The sequence below is a fragment of the Saccharopolyspora sp. NPDC045839 genome, assembly GCF_056431645.1.
Genome location: NZ_JBWKKH010000017.1, coordinates 114235 through 128555 on the forward strand (window position 1 = coordinate 114235; position 14321 = coordinate 128555).

The 14321-nt window shown below is 71.0% G+C and carries 13 protein-coding genes and 1 riboswitch; of the genes, 3 read left to right on the forward strand and 10 right to left on the reverse strand.

All coding sequences use genetic code 11. The features are described from left to right. Window positions 1–79: 79 nt before the first annotated feature. The 7 genes from gcvP to AC07EQ_RS23680 form a co-directional block, all read right to left on the reverse strand. On the reverse strand, window positions 80–2974 hold the full coding sequence (gene gcvP, locus AC07EQ_RS23650; protein ID WP_478390080.1) for an aminomethyl-transferring glycine dehydrogenase: 2895 nt from the start codon (window positions 2972–2974) through the stop codon (window positions 80–82). A gap of 173 nt (window positions 2975–3147) precedes the next feature. Beyond that, a riboswitch (glycine riboswitch) is annotated at window positions 3148–3249 on the reverse strand. An 87-nt stretch (window positions 3250–3336) separates the two neighbouring features. After that, the gene (locus tag AC07EQ_RS23655; protein ID WP_132484337.1) at window positions 3337–3906 is read right to left on the reverse strand and encodes a MerR family transcriptional regulator; all 570 of its coding nucleotides are present in this window, start codon (window positions 3904–3906) and stop codon (window positions 3337–3339) included. 236 nt (window positions 3907–4142) lie between these two features. Continuing rightward, window positions 4143–4619, reverse strand: coding sequence for a bifunctional nuclease family protein (locus AC07EQ_RS23660; RefSeq protein WP_029534961.1), 477 nt, complete (start codon window positions 4617–4619; stop codon window positions 4143–4145). Between the two features lie 390 nt (window positions 4620–5009). Beyond that, on the reverse strand, window positions 5010–5477 hold the full coding sequence (garA, locus tag AC07EQ_RS23665; RefSeq protein WP_184728735.1) for a glycogen accumulation regulator GarA: 468 nt from the start codon (window positions 5475–5477) through the stop codon (window positions 5010–5012). Window positions 5478–5610: 133 nt separating this feature from the next. Beyond that, window positions 5611–5994 carry a glycine cleavage system protein GcvH gene (gene gcvH, locus AC07EQ_RS23670; RefSeq protein ID WP_478390081.1) on the reverse strand — a complete coding sequence of 128 codons (384 nt, stop codon included), beginning with the start codon at window positions 5992–5994 and terminating at the stop codon, window positions 5611–5613. Between the two features lie 190 nt (window positions 5995–6184). Further along, window positions 6185–6898 (reverse strand): cardiolipin synthase ClsA, encoded by a 714-nt coding sequence (gene clsA, locus AC07EQ_RS23675; RefSeq protein ID WP_207954305.1) that lies wholly within the window; start codon window positions 6896–6898, stop codon window positions 6185–6187. A 168-nt stretch (window positions 6899–7066) separates the two neighbouring features. Continuing rightward, complete coding sequence (locus tag AC07EQ_RS23680; RefSeq protein WP_478390082.1) at window positions 7067–7324, reverse strand: hypothetical protein; 258 nt, start codon at window positions 7322–7324, stop codon at window positions 7067–7069. 330 nt (window positions 7325–7654) lie between these two features. Between AC07EQ_RS23680 and AC07EQ_RS23685 the strand changes: the two genes are divergently transcribed. Continuing rightward, complete coding sequence (locus tag AC07EQ_RS23685) at window positions 7655–9535, forward strand: propionyl-CoA synthetase (protein ID WP_478390083.1); 1881 nt, start codon at window positions 7655–7657, stop codon at window positions 9533–9535. Window positions 9536–9545: 10 nt separating this feature from the next. Here AC07EQ_RS23685 and AC07EQ_RS23690 read toward each other — a convergent pair whose 3' ends face one another. Beyond that, window positions 9546–10451 carry a LysR family transcriptional regulator gene (locus AC07EQ_RS23690; protein ID WP_478390084.1) on the reverse strand — a complete coding sequence of 302 codons (906 nt, stop codon included), beginning with the start codon at window positions 10449–10451 and terminating at the stop codon, window positions 9546–9548. A gap of 74 nt (window positions 10452–10525) precedes the next feature. Here AC07EQ_RS23690 and AC07EQ_RS23695 point away from each other — a divergent pair, with 74 nt between their 5' ends. Both AC07EQ_RS23695 and AC07EQ_RS23700 read left to right on the forward strand, forming a co-directional pair. Beyond that, a complete protein-coding gene (locus tag AC07EQ_RS23695) occupies window positions 10526–11383 on the forward strand; it encodes an EamA family transporter (protein WP_478390085.1) in 858 nt (285 codons plus the stop codon). A gap of 102 nt (window positions 11384–11485) precedes the next feature. Beyond that, on the forward strand, window positions 11486–13063 hold the full coding sequence (locus AC07EQ_RS23700; protein ID WP_478390086.1) for a beta-N-acetylhexosaminidase: 1578 nt from the start codon (window positions 11486–11488) through the stop codon (window positions 13061–13063). Between the two features lie 303 nt (window positions 13064–13366). On the opposite strand, the gene AC07EQ_RS23705 is transcribed toward AC07EQ_RS23700, so the two are convergent. Together AC07EQ_RS23705 and AC07EQ_RS23710 are read right to left on the reverse strand one after the other, a co-directional pair. Continuing rightward, window positions 13367–13612, reverse strand: coding sequence for a phosphopantetheine-binding protein (locus AC07EQ_RS23705; protein ID WP_478390087.1), 246 nt, complete (start codon window positions 13610–13612; stop codon window positions 13367–13369). Between the two features lie 24 nt (window positions 13613–13636). Continuing rightward, window positions 13637–14290, reverse strand: a complete 654-nt coding sequence (locus AC07EQ_RS23710; RefSeq protein ID WP_452614042.1) for an isochorismatase family protein — start codon at window positions 14288–14290, stop codon at window positions 13637–13639. Between the last annotated feature and the right edge of the window lie 31 nt (window positions 14291–14321).

Consider the following 14321-nt stretch of genomic DNA (forward strand, 5'->3'; position numbering starts at 1 on the left):
ACCGCCCCCGGCGTGTCACCGGCCCCGGACACCACGACACCCCCGGCCGCAACAGCGGTCCGGGGGCGTCGTGGACGGATCACGCCTGGTAGGCGTCGAGGGGCGGGCAGGAGCAGACGAGGTTGCGGTCTCCGCGCGCGCCGTCGATGCGGCGCACCGGGGGCCAGACCTTCGTCACGTCGGTGCCCAGCGGGTAGGCCGCCTCCTCGCGGGAGTAGGCGTGGTCCCAGTCCTTGGCCAGCGACGCCGCCGTGTGCGGGGCACCCACCAGCGGGTTGTCGTCGGCCGGCCACTGCCCGGCGACGACCTTGTCGATCTCCGCCCGGATCGCGATCATCGCCTCGCAGAACCGGTCCAGCTCCGCCAGGTTCTCGCTCTCCGTCGGCTCGACCATCAGCGTCCCGGCCACCGGGAACGACATCGTCGGCGCGTGGATGCCGTAGTCGGCCAGCCGCTTGGCGACGTCGTCGACGGTGATGCCGCTGGTCTTGCTGATCTGCCGCAGGTCGAGGATGCACTCGTGCGCGACGAAGCCGCCCTTGCCGGTGTAGAGCACCGGGAAGTAGTTGTTGAGGCGGCGGGCGACGTAGTTGGCGGCCGCGACCGCGGTCAGCGTCGCCCGGCGCAGGCCGTCGGCGCCCATCATCCGCACGTACGCCCAGGAGATCGGCAGGATCGAGGCGCTGCCCCACGGGGCGGCGCTGATCGGGCCGACACCGGTAGCCGGTCCGGCGGCGGGCTGCAGCGGGTGGTTGGGCAGGAACGGCGCCAGGTGCTCGCGCACGCCGATCGGGCCGACGCCCGGGCCGCCACCGCCGTGCGGGATGCAGAACGTCTTGTGCAGGTTCAGGTGCGAGACGTCGGAGCCGAACTTGCCCATCCGCGCGAGGCCGATCAGGGCGTTGAGGTTCGCGCCGTCGACGTAGACCTGGCCGCCCGCGTCGTGCACCAGCCCGCACACGTCGCGCACGGTGCTCTCGTACACGCCGTGCGTGGACGGGTAGGTGATCATGATCGCGGCGAGGTCGGTGGCGTGCTCCGCGACCAGCTCGCGCAGGTGGTCGAGCTCGATGTTGCCGGCGTCGTCGCAGCGGACCACGATCACCCGCATCCCGGCCATCACGGCGCTGGCGGCGTTGGTGCCGTGCGCGCTCGCCGGGATCAGGCACAGGTCCCGGTCCTCGTCACCACGGCTGCGGTGGTAGGCACGGATCGCCAGCAGGCCGGCGAACTCGCCCTGGCTGCCGGCGTTGGGCTGCAGGCTCACCGCGTCGTAGCCGGTGACCTCGGCCAGCCAGGTCTCCAGGTCCTTGACGATCGACAGCAGCCCCTCGGCGTCCTGCGCGGGCGCGAACGGGTGCAGCGAACCGAACTCGGGCCAGGTGATCGGCTCCATCTCGGCCGTCGCGTTGAGCTTCATCGTGCACGAGCCCAGCGGGATCATGCTGCGGTCCAGCGCGATGTCCTTGTCCGACAGCCGCCGCAGGTAGCGCAGCAGCGAGGTCTCGGAGCGGTGGGTGTGGAACACCGGGTGGGTCAGGTACTCCGAGGTGCGCTCCAGCGCCGCGGGCAGCGCGTCCGGCGTCTCGATGTCGAGCTCGTCGGCGTCACCGCCGGTGACGCCGAAGGCCTGCCACACCGTCGCCAGGTGCGCCCGCGTGGTGGTCTCGTCGCAGCTGATGCCGACGTGGTCGGCGTCCACGCGGCGGAGGTTGATGCCGCCCCGGCGGGCCGTGGCGACGATGTCGTCGGCCTTGCCCGGCACCTTCGCGACGATCGTGTCGAAGAACTCCCGGTGCAGCACCTCGACGCCGCCGCGACGCAGCTGCTCGGCGAGCACCGCCGCCATCCGGTGCGCGCGGGTCGCGATCGACCGCAGCCCGGCCGGGCCGTGGTAGACCGCGTACATCGAGGCCACGACGGCCAGCAGCACCTGCGCGGTGCAGATGTTGCTGGTGGCCTTCTCGCGGCGGATGTGCTGTTCGCGGGTCTGCAGCGCCAGCCGGTAGGCCTGGTTGCCGTCGGCGTCGACGCTCACGCCGACCAACCGCCCCGGCAGCTGCCGTTCGAAGCCCTTGGCCACGGCCATGAACCCGGCGTGCGGGCCGCCGAAGCCCATCGGCACGCCGAACCGCTGGGTGCTGCCGACCACCACGTCCGCGCCGATCTCGCCGGGCGAGCGCAGCAGCGTCAGCGCCAGCAGGTCGGCCGCGACGACGACCTTCGCGCCGCGCCGGTGGACCTCCGCGATGATCTCCTCGTGGTCCCGCACCGCGCCGGAAGCGCCCGGGTAGGACAGCAGCACGCCGAAGAACTCGCCGTCCGGCAACGCCTGCGCACCCGCGGCGAGGTCGGCGACGACGACCTCGATGCCCAGCGGCTCCGCGCGGGTCTCGATCACCGCGATGGTCTGGGGCAGCGTGTCGGCGTCCACCACGAACCGCGGCGACTTCGACCGGCCCGCGCGGCGCACCAGCGTCATGCCCTCGGCCGCGGCGGTGGACTCGTCGAGCATCGACGAGTTGGCCACCGGCACCCCGGCCAGGTCGGCCACCATCGTCTGGAAGTTCAGCAGCGCTTCGAGCCGGCCCTGCGAGATCTCCGGCTGGTACGGCGTGTAGGCCGTGTACCAGGCGGGGCTCTCCAGCACGTTGCGCAGGATCACCGGCGGCGTGACCGTGCCGTAGTAGCCGAGCCCGATCATCTCGGTGTGCGGGCGACAGCGGCGGGCCAGCTCGCGCAGCTCGGCCAGCGCCTCGGACTCGGTGGCCGGCTCCGGCAGCGCCAGCTGCAGGTCGCCTTCCCGGATCGTGTCCGGCACGGCGTTCTGCCCCAGCTCCTCCAGCGAGCCGACGCCGATCACGTCGAGCATGCGCGCGAGCTCGGCCGGCATCGGGCCGACGTGCCGGTCGGCGAACGGCGTGCCGTGCTCCAGGGCGGCCAGGGGAATGCGGTCGTGGGTCACGTCGGTCATCGCCAAACCTCAATCGTCGCGGCGGCAAAAGGGCGGCAGGCAGCCGAAGCTGCCCTGCTCTCCCCCTCTGTCACTGTCCGCGAAGCGAACGCCTGAGAGCTTCACCCGGGAACCGGGCTTGCACCGTCGGCGGGGTGCACCACGGTCGTGGTGCGCCCTCTTTCCAGAGGTATCTCGCCCGTGCGGTCCAGGTGGCCTGAGAGGTTGTCGGGGAGGGTTGCTCCTTCGGCGCCGACCGCGGCCTAGGCCGGGCCGGACTCTCCCGCACGGGGTCGGCGATGTGCCGCAGCTTACCCGATCAGGGGGTCCGAGCGGACCAGCGATGTCACCGGCCGCACACCACCCGGGTGGGTCCGGTCGGCTCAGCCGGTCTCGGCCTGCCGGTCGCGCCGCCGGCGGGACAGCTCGTCGTCCATCGGGACCAGCTCCGCGCCGTCGGCCCGTTCCGCCGGGAAGTCGTGGATCGTGCCGCTGATCTCGCGCATCGCCCCGCTGACGGCGATGCCGAACACCCCTTGGCCACCCTGCAACAGGTCGACCACCTCCTCGGCAGAGGTGCACTCGTAGACCGTCGTCCCGTCGCTGAACAGCGTCAGCCTGGCCAGGTCCTGCACGCCCCGGTTGCGCAGGTGTTCCACCGCGACCCGGATGTTGTGCAGCGACACCCCGGTGTCCAGCAGTCGCTTGACCACCTTGAGCACCAGGATGTCCTTGAACGAGTACAGCCGCTGCGAGCCGGAGCCGGCGGCGCCGCGGATGGACGGGCCTACCAGCTTGGTGCGCGCCCAGTAGTCCAACTGGCGGTAGGTGATGCCGGCGATCTGGCAGGCGGCCGGACCCCGGTAGCCGACCAGTTCGTCCGGCAGCGAGGCATCGGGGAACAGCTCGCCCTGCTCCACGGCAGCATCCCGGTTGGACGCTTCCTCGACCACGCCTGCCTCCCCTCGTCCGGCACGAAGCCGACGACGATCACCAGCTCCCGGACCATCGCGGTCCGAGGCCGCGAACACCGCCCAGCGGCCGAATCACACCGGGGCAATTCGCGTAAGTTCGACGGTATGCCTGCCCCGCGGGGAGGTCAACGCGACGCGCGGGGCACCCGGACGACCCGGCCCCCGCCTGCTCGCGCAGACGGGGGCCGGGCTGTGTCGTCGGTCGATCGGCGGGCTCAGGTGTCGGCGCCGCGGAAGTCCTCCGGGGAGACGGAGTCCAGGAACTCGCGGAACTTCTCCACCTCGTCCTCCTGCTCGTCCGGGATGATCAGCCCCGCCTCGTCCAGCACCGATTCGTCGGCGTGGATGGGCACCCCGATGCGCAGCGCCAGCGCCACCGAGTCGCTCGGCCGCGCGGAGACCCGCACATCCCCGTCGAACACCAGCTCGGCGAAGAAGGTGCCGTCCTGCAGGTCGGTGATCCGCACCTGTTCCAGGTCGCGCCCGAGGGCGCCGATGACGTCCTTCAACAGGTCGTGGGTAAGGGGTCTCTGCGGCCGCACACCCTGCTGCTCCAGCGCGATGGCGGTCGCCTCGACCGAGCCGATCCAGATCGGCAGGTAACGCTCGCCGTGCGCCTCGCGCAACAGCAGAATCGGCTGGTTTGCTGGTAGTTCAACTCGCACGCCGACGACGCGCATCTCGCTGCTCATCGTCACATCGCCTCCTCCAGCGCGCCGAAGCGTGACATCCCCGTCGAGGATCGCGCACCGACGCCTCCGACGCTACCCGCGTTGCGGCGGACACGCCCATCCCTTTAGCGGTCTGGTCGACCACCGAATCCGCGGCCTTCCTGCCGGTGCATCTGGTCCGAACCGCTGGCTGAGCTCTTCATCGAGCATTACCAGCACGATACACCGCCGACCCGTCCGCCGGACCGGTCGAAAGGCGGCCGCTACAACGTGGAAACCGGTTGCGACGGCGGGAAATTCCCCGCGCGGGAAGTCATCGATCTCGGCTGCGCACTACCTTCACGCGCCAGCGGGGCGACGCCGCTTCGGCGCCGCCCCGCTGGCGGATGGACTAGTCGGTCCAAGGGCCCCTCAGCGGGCGCCCGGGCCCCCGTCGATCGGGCCGGTCAGGAACACCAGCCGGAACTTCCCGATCTGCACCTCGTCGCCGTTGGCCAGCACCGAGGTGTCGACCGGCTCCCGGTTGACGTAGGTGCCGTTGAGGCTGCCGACGTCGACGACCACGAAGTCGTTGCCCTCGCGCCGGAACTCGGCGTGCCGGCGGGAAACCGTGACGTCATCGAGGAAGATGTCGCTGTCCGGGTGCCGTCCCGCACTGGTGGTCTCCCGGTCCAGCAGGAATCGCGATCCCGCGTTGGGGCCGCGCTTGACCACCAGCAGGGCGGACCCTGCGGGCAGCGCATCGACCCCGGATGCGGCGGCGGGCTCCGGGGACGCACTCTCGGTGCTCTCCGGCTCCGAGAGGAAGGGCCTGAAGACCGAGGTGGTCTCCGGTGACTGCTCCGGCGGTACGTCGCCGAAGCCGCTGTTCTGGCTCACCTGAGCTCTCCTCTACGCGGATAGATCGTGCCAAATATGTGCCCAACGTACCGTGCAGGTGCAGGCACGGGACGCGGGACTCCCGACATCTTCCTCTCGACCCCTGACAGACCGACGATCTTGCCTGGTCGGATCAGGATTCGGTCAGCTTCTGGTACGCCGCCGCGTCGAGCAGACCGTCCAGCTGGGCCGGGTCGGCGAGCTTGAGCTCGACCATCCAGCCGTCGCCCAGCGGGGCCGAATTGACCAGCTCCGGCTCTTCCTCCAGCTGCTCGTTGCGGGCCACCACCTCGCCGGTGACCGGCGCGTAGATCTCCGACACGCTCTTGGTCGACTCCACCTCGCCCATCGACTCGCCGGCGGTGACCTGCTGCTCGAGGTCCGGCAGCTGCACGAACACCACGTCGCCGAGCTGCTGCTGGGCGTAGTCGGTGATACCGATGCGCACCTTGTCTTCAGCTGTGCGCTGAATCCACTCGTGCTCTTCGGTGTACTTGATCTCGTCCGGGGCCGCCACGTGGTCCCGCCTCCCTGCTCCGCTGGTGCTGTGGATCACCGGTCACGGAGTTTCGCGTGATCGGCTCGGCGAGCGTATTCACCACGCGGCGCGGGCCGCAAGGCGACCCTCCAGCGCGCGACGCGAAAGGGCGCCGCCCGCCGATCGGCTCGGCAGACGGCGCCCTGCACGCGGGACGTCCGGACGGCGCTCAGGCCGGTCTGGCGCGGGCCTGGCGGACCGCCGCCATCACCTGGCCGAGGTAGAGGATGCCGGCCCACAGGTAGAGCGCGCCGCCCCAGCAGGTGAAGGCGTAGGCGATCGGTCGGACCACTTCGGACAGCGGGAAGTCCTCCTGCACCAGCAGCAACAGCGGGAACGCGTACATCAGGCAGAACGTCGCGGCCTTGCCGAGGTAGTGCACGTCCGGTGGTTCGTAGCCGTGCCAGCGCAGCACCGGCAGGCAGAGCGTCAGCACCACGTCGCGGATGACCAGCGCGGCGGCGACCCACCAGGGCACCACGTCGCGCAGCACGAAGGCCACCAGGGTCGCGACTATGTAGAGGCGGTCGGCGGCCGGGTCGAGGAGCTCGCCGATGCGGCTGTACTGGTTGAGCCAGCGGGCGAGCTTGCCGTCGAGCCAGTCGGTGATGCCGCTGATCACCAGCACCAGCAGGGCGAGCAGGTCGGCCTTCGGGCCCAGCAGCAGCCAGAGGAACACCGCCACGCCGGCCAGCCGGATCACGCTGAGCAGGTTCGGAAGTGTCCACCATGGATCGGCCCACACGCCGGCGGCGGCCTCCCGTATCCGGGCCATGCCCGGATCGGGGCGCTCCGCCGCGGGGCCCTGCCCAGCCGGATCGGGATTCATCCCGCGATCCCCGCTCGTGGTGTCTTCCGTGGTGCGCTCAGCATCCTGCACCACGAGCCTCCCCTGAATGGTTGTGCGTCCTGCCCCCGCTTCGGACGCAACTTGTGCATCCCGACCAGATCAGGGTCTCACATTCCTCGCACAACACACTTGGCGGCCGGGCTCCCGCGAAGCCGGTCGATCGGGCTGCTCCACGGCGGGAGCCGTCGGCCACCGGGCGCGCTACGCCCTGGTGCGGCTCCAGCCGCGGCGGCGGAGGTCCGCATCGGTGAGGAACCGGGCCCTGCCGCGGTCGTCGACGCCCGCCCAGCGGGCCCCGGTGGAGCCCTCGAGGACGTAGGAATGGCCACCGCTCCACACCACGCTGCACGGCGCGGTGGGCAGTTCGGTGGTCGCGGGGCCGCAGCCGGGTTCGACCCGAGGGGCAGCGGCGGTCTGGGCGGCGGATGCCTGTGCGGACAAGGCCGGTTCCGTGCTCATCGTTGTAGCACCTCCGATTCGGTTGTCGGCGCGATGCGCCGTGGTGTTAGCCCGATCATCGACTTCGGCTTGATTGTGTTCGGACGAGCACGCTCTGTCGCGCCGATCTGCCCGTCCAGCGCCAAACGGACACGTTGTGTCGCCGAGTTGCACCCGGGTGTCCGGGCGGCGCTCAGCGCGGCCGAAGTCCGCGCGGCCGTTCGTCCGATCGGCCGTGTTTCGGTTGTGACAAAAGCGTTTCGCGCATAGCTACCGGTGACCCTGGCGCTACGCCGCGTTGTGCGGTAGGACGACAGGCGACATCGGGGTGGATGCAGGAGGAACGTGGTCATGGGTGCCTATGCTGAGGCCTACCGGCGGAGTTCGGCCGATCCGGAGGGCTTCTGGCTCGACGCGGCGGCCGCGATCGAGTGGGAGCGGGCACCGTCGCGGGCCCTGGACGCCACCGCGGACCCGTTCTTCCGGTGGTTCCCCGACGGCGAGCTCAACACCTGCTTCAACGCGCTGGACCGGCACGTCCGCGACGGGCGCGGCGATCAGCAGGCGCTGATCTGGGATTCGGCGATGACCGGCGAGGTGCGCCGCTGGACGTACCGGGAGCTGCTGGACCGGGTGGCGCTGTTCGCCGGGGCGTTGCGGGCGCAGGGCGCCGAGCCGGGCGACCGGGTCGTGATCTACATGCCGATGATCTCCGAGGCCGTCGTCGCGATGCTGGCCTGCGCGCGCATCGGCGCGGTGCATTCGGTGGTCTTCGGCGGCTTCGCGCCCAAGGAGCTGGCGGCGCGCATCGACGACGCCCGGCCGACGGTGATCGTCGCCGCGTCGTGCGGCCTGGAGCCGAACCGGATCGTCGAGTACAAGCCGATCGTCGACGAGGCGCTGCGGGCGACCGAGCACCAGCCGAAGCGGGTGATCGTGTTCCAGCGCGAGCAGGCCCGCGCGGAGCTCGGGCCGCGCGACGTGGACTGGCACGATGCGCTGGCGCAGGCCGAACCGGCCGACTGCGTGCCGGTGAAGGCCACCGATCCGCTGTACGTCCTCTACACCTCGGGCACCACCGGGCGGCCGAAGGGCGTGGTGCGCGACAACGGCGGGCACGCGGTCGCGCTGCGCTGGTCGATGGCCAACATCTACGACATCGGGCCGGGCGACGTCTTCTGGACCGCCTCGGACGTCGGCTGGGTGGTCGGCCACTCCTACATCGTCTACGCGCCGCTGCTGACCGGGGCGACCACCGTGGTCTACGAGGGCAAGCCGGTGGGCACGCCGGATGCGGGCGCGTTCTGGCGGGTCATCGCCGAGCACCGGGTCAAGGCGCTGTTCACCGCGCCGACCGCGTTCCGGGCGATCAAGCGGGTGGACCCGAACGCCGAGCTGCTGGCCGGCCACGACATCTCGGGCCTGCAGGCGCTGTTCCTGGCCGGCGAGCGGCTGGACCCGGAGACCTACCACTGGGCGTCGGAGAAGCTCGGCGTGCCGGTGATCGACCACTGGTGGCAGACCGAGACGGGCTGGCCGATCTGCGCGAACCTGCGCGGGCTGGAGCCGATGCCGGTCAAGCCGGGTTCGCCGACCGTGCCGGTGCCCGGCTACGACGTGGCGGTGCTGGACCAGGCCGGGAACCCGCTGCCGCCGGAGACCGACGGCGCGATCTGCCTGAAGCTGCCGCTGCCGCCGGGCACGCTGCCGACGCTGTGGGGCGACGACGAGCGGTTCCGCGAGTCGTACCTGTCGCGCTACCCCGGCTACTACCTCACCGGCGACAACGGCTACGTCGACGCCGACGGCTACGTGTTCGTGATGGGCCGCACCGACGACGTGATCAACGTCGCCGGGCACCGGCTGTCGACCGGCTCGATGGAGGCGGTGCTCGCGGCGCACCCGGCGGTCGCCGAGTGCGCGGTGATCGGCGTGCGCGATTCGCTGAAGGGCCAGGTCCCGCGCGGGTTCGTGGTGCTGAAGTCCGGTGTGGACATCTCCGAGGAGGCGCTGCGGGACGAGCTGGTCGCGGCGGTGCGGGCGCAGATCGGGCCGGTGGCGGCGTTCCGCGACGTGTCGGTGGTGGACGGGCTGCCCAAGACGCGTTCCGGGAAGATCCTGCGGAAGTCGATGCGCGAGATCGCCGACACCGGTGACACCAGGGTGCCCTCCACCATCGAGGACCCGGCGGTGCTGGACAAGCTGCGGCCCGCGCTGCGCGGCGAGAGGTAGGCGCGACGCCTCACCCGCTCCGCCGGTTCCGCGCGACCTCCTCCAGCGCTCGGAGGACGGCGGCGATCGCGGGTTGGGCGCGGCTGCCCCGGCGCACGCAGGTGAGGACGCTGCGCGACGGCACCGGCTTGTCCCGCAACGGGATTCGCACCACGTGGTGGTCTGGTGAGACGGTGGCGAGCCTGGGCAGCAGGCAGATGCCGAGCCCGTGCGACACCAGGGTCAGCACCGAGTTCCACTCCGCCGCCTCGTGCGCCACCCGCGGGGCGAAGCCTGCCGCCGCGCACGCGACCTCGATCAGCTGGAACTGGTCGTGGTGCGGCGCGATCCAGGTCTCGTGCGCGGTCTCGGCCAACGGCACGGAGTCGCGCTCGGCGAACCCGTGCGCCGCGGGCACCACAAGGTCCTGCGGGTCGTCTAGCAGTAGCCGCTGGTCGAAGCGCGGATCGTCCAGCGGCGGGCTGCCCGGGACGGGCAGGATCGCGATGTCCGCCTGCTCGGCCAGCAGCAGCCGCAGGCTGTCGTCGATGTCGGTCTCCCGCAGCCGCACCTCCAGCCGCGGGTGCGAGGCGCGGAGCCTGGCGGCGGCGGGCGCCAGCAGCGAGCCGAAGCTGGTCGCGAAGCCGCCCACCCGGACCTGTCCGACCGCGCCGCCGGAATGCGCGGCCAGGTCGGCGCGGGTCTGCTCCCATTCGGCCGCGATCGCGTCGGCGTGCTCCAGGACGATGTGCGCGGCGGGCGTGAGCCGGACCCGGCGGCCTTCGGGCTGCAGCAGCTCGGCACCGATCTCGCGGGACAGCAACCGGAGTTGTTGCGAGACGGCCGAGGGCGTCAGGTAGAGCGCCCGCGCGGTCGCGGTCACCGTGCCCTCCTCCCGGAGCACCCGGAGGACCTGGAGCCGGCGCAGGTCGATCATGTAGGTGATTCTTCACAATGCGCGGCAGAAAAGCGAGATGGACCTGAACGGGCGGTGAGCCCCAGGCTTCAGCCGTGAACACTTCGACCCCGCCGCAGCGCTCCGCTACCGGCGCATCGCCGTTCCTGTTCGTGCTGGGGGCTGTGGTCAGCGTTCAGTTCGGACAGGCCTTCGGGAAGCAGCTGATCTCCGCCGCAGGGCCGCTCGGCGTCGCGGCGTTGCGGCTGTCGCTGGCGGCCGCGGTGCTGCTGGTCCTGTGGCGCCCGCAGATCCCGCCGGATTGGCGCTCGCGGGGACTGATCATCGCGTTCGGCGCGGCGATCGCGGCGATGAACGTGATCTACCTCGCGCTGCCGCACCTCCCGGTGGGAGTCGCCAGCACGCTTCAGCTGCTCGGCCCGCTCTCCGTAGCGCTCCTGGGCTCCCGGCGGCCGCGCGACGTGCTGTGGGCCGCGCTGGCGGCGGTGGGTGTTTTCCTGTTCTGCGGCCCGATCGGCGCTCCGCTACCGGCCATCGGCGTCGCTCTCGCCCTGGTGTCGGCGGCCGGCATGGGCTGCTACCTCCTGCTGAGCCATCGCGCCGGCGGGCTCAGCAGCGACGGCTCGCCGCTGGCGCTGGCCGTCGCGTGCGCCGCCGTCATCGCGCTGCCGTTCGGGATCGCCGAGTCCGGGACGGCGCTGCTCTCCCCTGCCGTTCTGCTGGCCGGGCTGGGGATCGCCGTGCTGTCGGCGGTCGTGCCCTATTCGCTGGAAATGGCCGCGCTGCGCCGGATTCCGCCCAGGGTCGTCGGCGTGCTGCAGAGCCTGGAGCCCGCGGCCGGCGCCGCGGCGGGCCTGCTGCTGCTGGCCGAGCTGCTGACCCCGTCCCAGGTCGTCGCGCTCGGTTGCGTCACCGCGGCGTCCATCGGTGCGGTGCTCACCCGGGCTCGTTGAGGCGGGCCGTTCGACATGCCCGATACGCCCAGTTGGAGGCTGCCGCTTCCAAATATGGTCTATACCTTTATGGGGCCGTTCCCCGATCATGGAGCGAGGCACATGACCAGACCGCCCCTACCGACGGTGCGCAAAGCAGCGCTCGCCGTCGTGGCGGGTGCGCTGCTCACCGGTGGGCTCGTAGCTCCCGCCGGCGGCGCACCAGCCGAGGAGAACACCGCGATGGAGAACATCATCCCCGCACCCGAGTCGGTGCAGCCGGACCCCGGCACCACCTTCGAACTCACCGAGCAGACCTCGATCGAGGCCGCCGGCGACGCCGCCGAGGTCGGCGAGTACCTGGCCGGGGTCCTGCGCCCGGCCACCGGTTTCCCGGTCCCGGTCAACGAGGGTTCCGGCGGGATCTCGCTGGCGCTGGACGGACCCCCCGAGCTCGGCCCGGCCGGGTACCGCCTGCAGGTGGCCGACGACGGCATCGGCCTCCACGCGAGCAGCCCCGAAGGCCTGTTCAACGGCGTGCAGACGCTCCGGCAGCTGCTGCCCGCCGCGATCGAGAACCCGACCGAGCAGTCCGGGCCGTGGACCGTGCCCGGCGGCGAGATCGTCGACAAGCCGAGGTTCGAGCACCGGGCCACGATGCTCGACGTCGCCCGGCACTTCTTCACCGTGGAGCAGGTCAAGCTCTACATCGACCAGGTCGCCCGCTACAAGATCAACCGGCTGCACCTGCACCTGACCGACGACCAGGGCTGGCGGATCCAGATCAACAGCTGGCCGCGGCTGACCGAGCACGGCGGCAGCACCGAGGTCGGCGGCGGCCCGGGCGGCTACTACACGCAGGAGGACTACGCGGAGATCGTCGAGTACGCGGCGTCCCGGCACATCACCGTCGTGCCCGAGATCGACATGCCCGGGCACACCAACGCCGCGCTGGCCTCCTACGCCGAGCTCAACTGCGACGGCGTCGCGCCGCCGCTGTACACCGGCATCGAGGTGGGCTTCAGCTCGCTCTGCGTGGACAAGGACATCACCTACCGGTTCGTCGAGGACGTCATCCGCGAGCTCGCGGCGATCACCCCCGGCCCGTACCTGCACATCGGCGGCGACGAGGCGCACTCGACCACCGACGAGGACTACAAGCAGTTCTTCGAGCGGGTGATCCCGCTGCCCGCCAAGTACGGCAAGACCGCGCTGGGCTGGCACGAGTACGGCAAGGGCGCGCCCGAGGGCGACGCGGTGCTGCAGTACTGGGGCACCACCGACACCGATCCGCTGCTCGACGAGGCGGTCGCCCGCGGCAACAAGATCCTGGCGTCGCCGGCGAACCTGTCCTACCTGGACCACAAGTACGACGAGAACACCGAGCTGGGCCTGCACTGGGCCGGCTACATCGAGGTCGCCGACGCCTACGGCTGGGATCCGGGCAGCTACCTCAAGGGCGTGCCCGAGGAGTCGATCCTCGGCGTGGAGGCCCCGCTGTGGTCGGAGACCCTGGAGAACTCCGATCACATCGAGTTCATGGCCTTCCCGCGGCTGCCTGCCATCGCCGAACTCGGCTGGTCGCCCAAGTCCGCCCAGGACTGGGAGTCCTTCCGCCAGCGCCTGGCCACCCACGGCCCGCGCATGGCGGCATCCGGCATCGACTACTACCGCTCCCCACAAGTCCCCTGGCAGGACTGAGAGGCCGTTTCCAGGCTCGTTCTGCGTGGCGGTGCGGGTAGCGGCCCCCCTGCGGGAGTTACAGACGCCGCCTGGCTGTGGGATCCCCGACTTGTGTATGTCCGATACGCGGCGTCGGGGCTGTCCTCGCCAGGCGACGTCTGAGAACCCGCGGCGGTGCTAGTTGCGTAGGCGGGCTAAGCGGCTACGCCGCTTCAAAGGACAAAGCCCGCCCTTCCACGCCCGACTGCGACGCTTCCAGAACATCCTCTGATCGTTCGACCGCACGAGGGACGCCTACCACCGGAAGGCATCCCTCGTTCGTCACTCCCCTGCCGGGAGCCTGGGTTCCAGGACCGCCCACCACTCCGCCAGGGTCGGGCGTTCGGCGAGGTCGGCGAAGGTGATCTGGACGCCGAGGCGGCGCCAGTTCTCCACCAACGTCATGATCCGCACCGAGTCCAGACCCCAGTCGATGAGGTTCTCCTCGTCGGTGAGCTCCGCCGGGTCCTCGTACAGCAGCTCGGCGACCTGCGCCCGCACGTCTGCCAGCGTCAACTTCTGCGACATTCCCACGTTCTCCCCGAAAACTCGTCAGGCCACTTCGGACTCGTGCAGTACCAGCGAGCGCGCCAGCCCTCGCGAAGTGTCCACCACGGCACAACGCTTGGCGGCGTAGTCCAGCGCCATCCGGTGCTCCGCCAGCGAGAAGTCCGCGACCGCGTCGGCGGCCAGGAACGCCTGGACGTCCTGCTGGAAGGCCTCGGCCGCCGTCATCAGGCACCCGATGTGCGCGTAGATGCCGGTGATGATCAGCTGGTCGCGGTTCCAGTCCCGCAGCAGCTCGCGGAGCTCGGTGCGCTGGAACGCGCTGTAGCGCCACTTGGTCAGCTGCACGTCGCCGGCGCCGGGCGCCAGCTCGTCGATGATCGCCTCCTGCGTCGGATCGGCGACGCCCGGGCCCCACCACTCCAGCTGCAGCCCGCGCTGTTCCGGCGTCTGGCCGCCGGGCTGCGCGCAGTACACCACCGGCACGCCGGCCGCACGGGCGCGCTCGCGCAGCATGCGGATGTTCGGCACCACCTGGTCGAGCGGTTCGCTGTTGCGCGGATAGGCGTTGACGAAGTGCCGTTCCATGTCGTGGATCAGCAGCACCGCGCGATCCGGCTCGGGCCGCCAGGCCACCCGGTTCTCGGGCAGCTCGTCCTGCTGCGGCACGCGGTACGGTGCGATGGCCGGAAGTGCCACCGGTCCTCCCTGTCTGTCGTGGTTTGCGGGC

Excerpts from the sequence above, each read along its gene's own strand:
- AC07EQ_RS23685 (WP_478390083.1), top strand. The coding sequence starts at position 7,655 with ATGGGTGCCTATGCTGAGGCCTACCGGCGGAGTTCGGCCGATCCGGAG.
- AC07EQ_RS23660 (WP_029534961.1), bottom strand. The coding sequence starts at position 4,619 with ATGAGCAGCGAGATGCGCGTCGTCGGCGTGCGAGTTGAACTACCAGCA.
- AC07EQ_RS23700 (WP_478390086.1), top strand. The coding sequence starts at position 11,486 with ATGACCAGACCGCCCCTACCGACGGTGCGCAAAGCAGCGCTCGCCGTC.
- gcvP (WP_478390080.1), bottom strand. The coding sequence starts at position 2,974 with ATGACCGACGTGACCCACGACCGCATTCCCCTGGCCGCCCTGGAGCAC.
- AC07EQ_RS23690 (WP_478390084.1), bottom strand. The coding sequence starts at position 10,451 with ATGATCGACCTGCGCCGGCTCCAGGTCCTCCGGGTGCTCCGGGAGGAG.
- AC07EQ_RS23705 (WP_478390087.1), bottom strand. The coding sequence starts at position 13,612 with ATGTCGCAGAAGTTGACGCTGGCAGACGTGCGGGCGCAGGTCGCCGAG.
- AC07EQ_RS23680 (WP_478390082.1), bottom strand. The coding sequence starts at position 7,324 with ATGAGCACGGAACCGGCCTTGTCCGCACAGGCATCCGCCGCCCAGACC.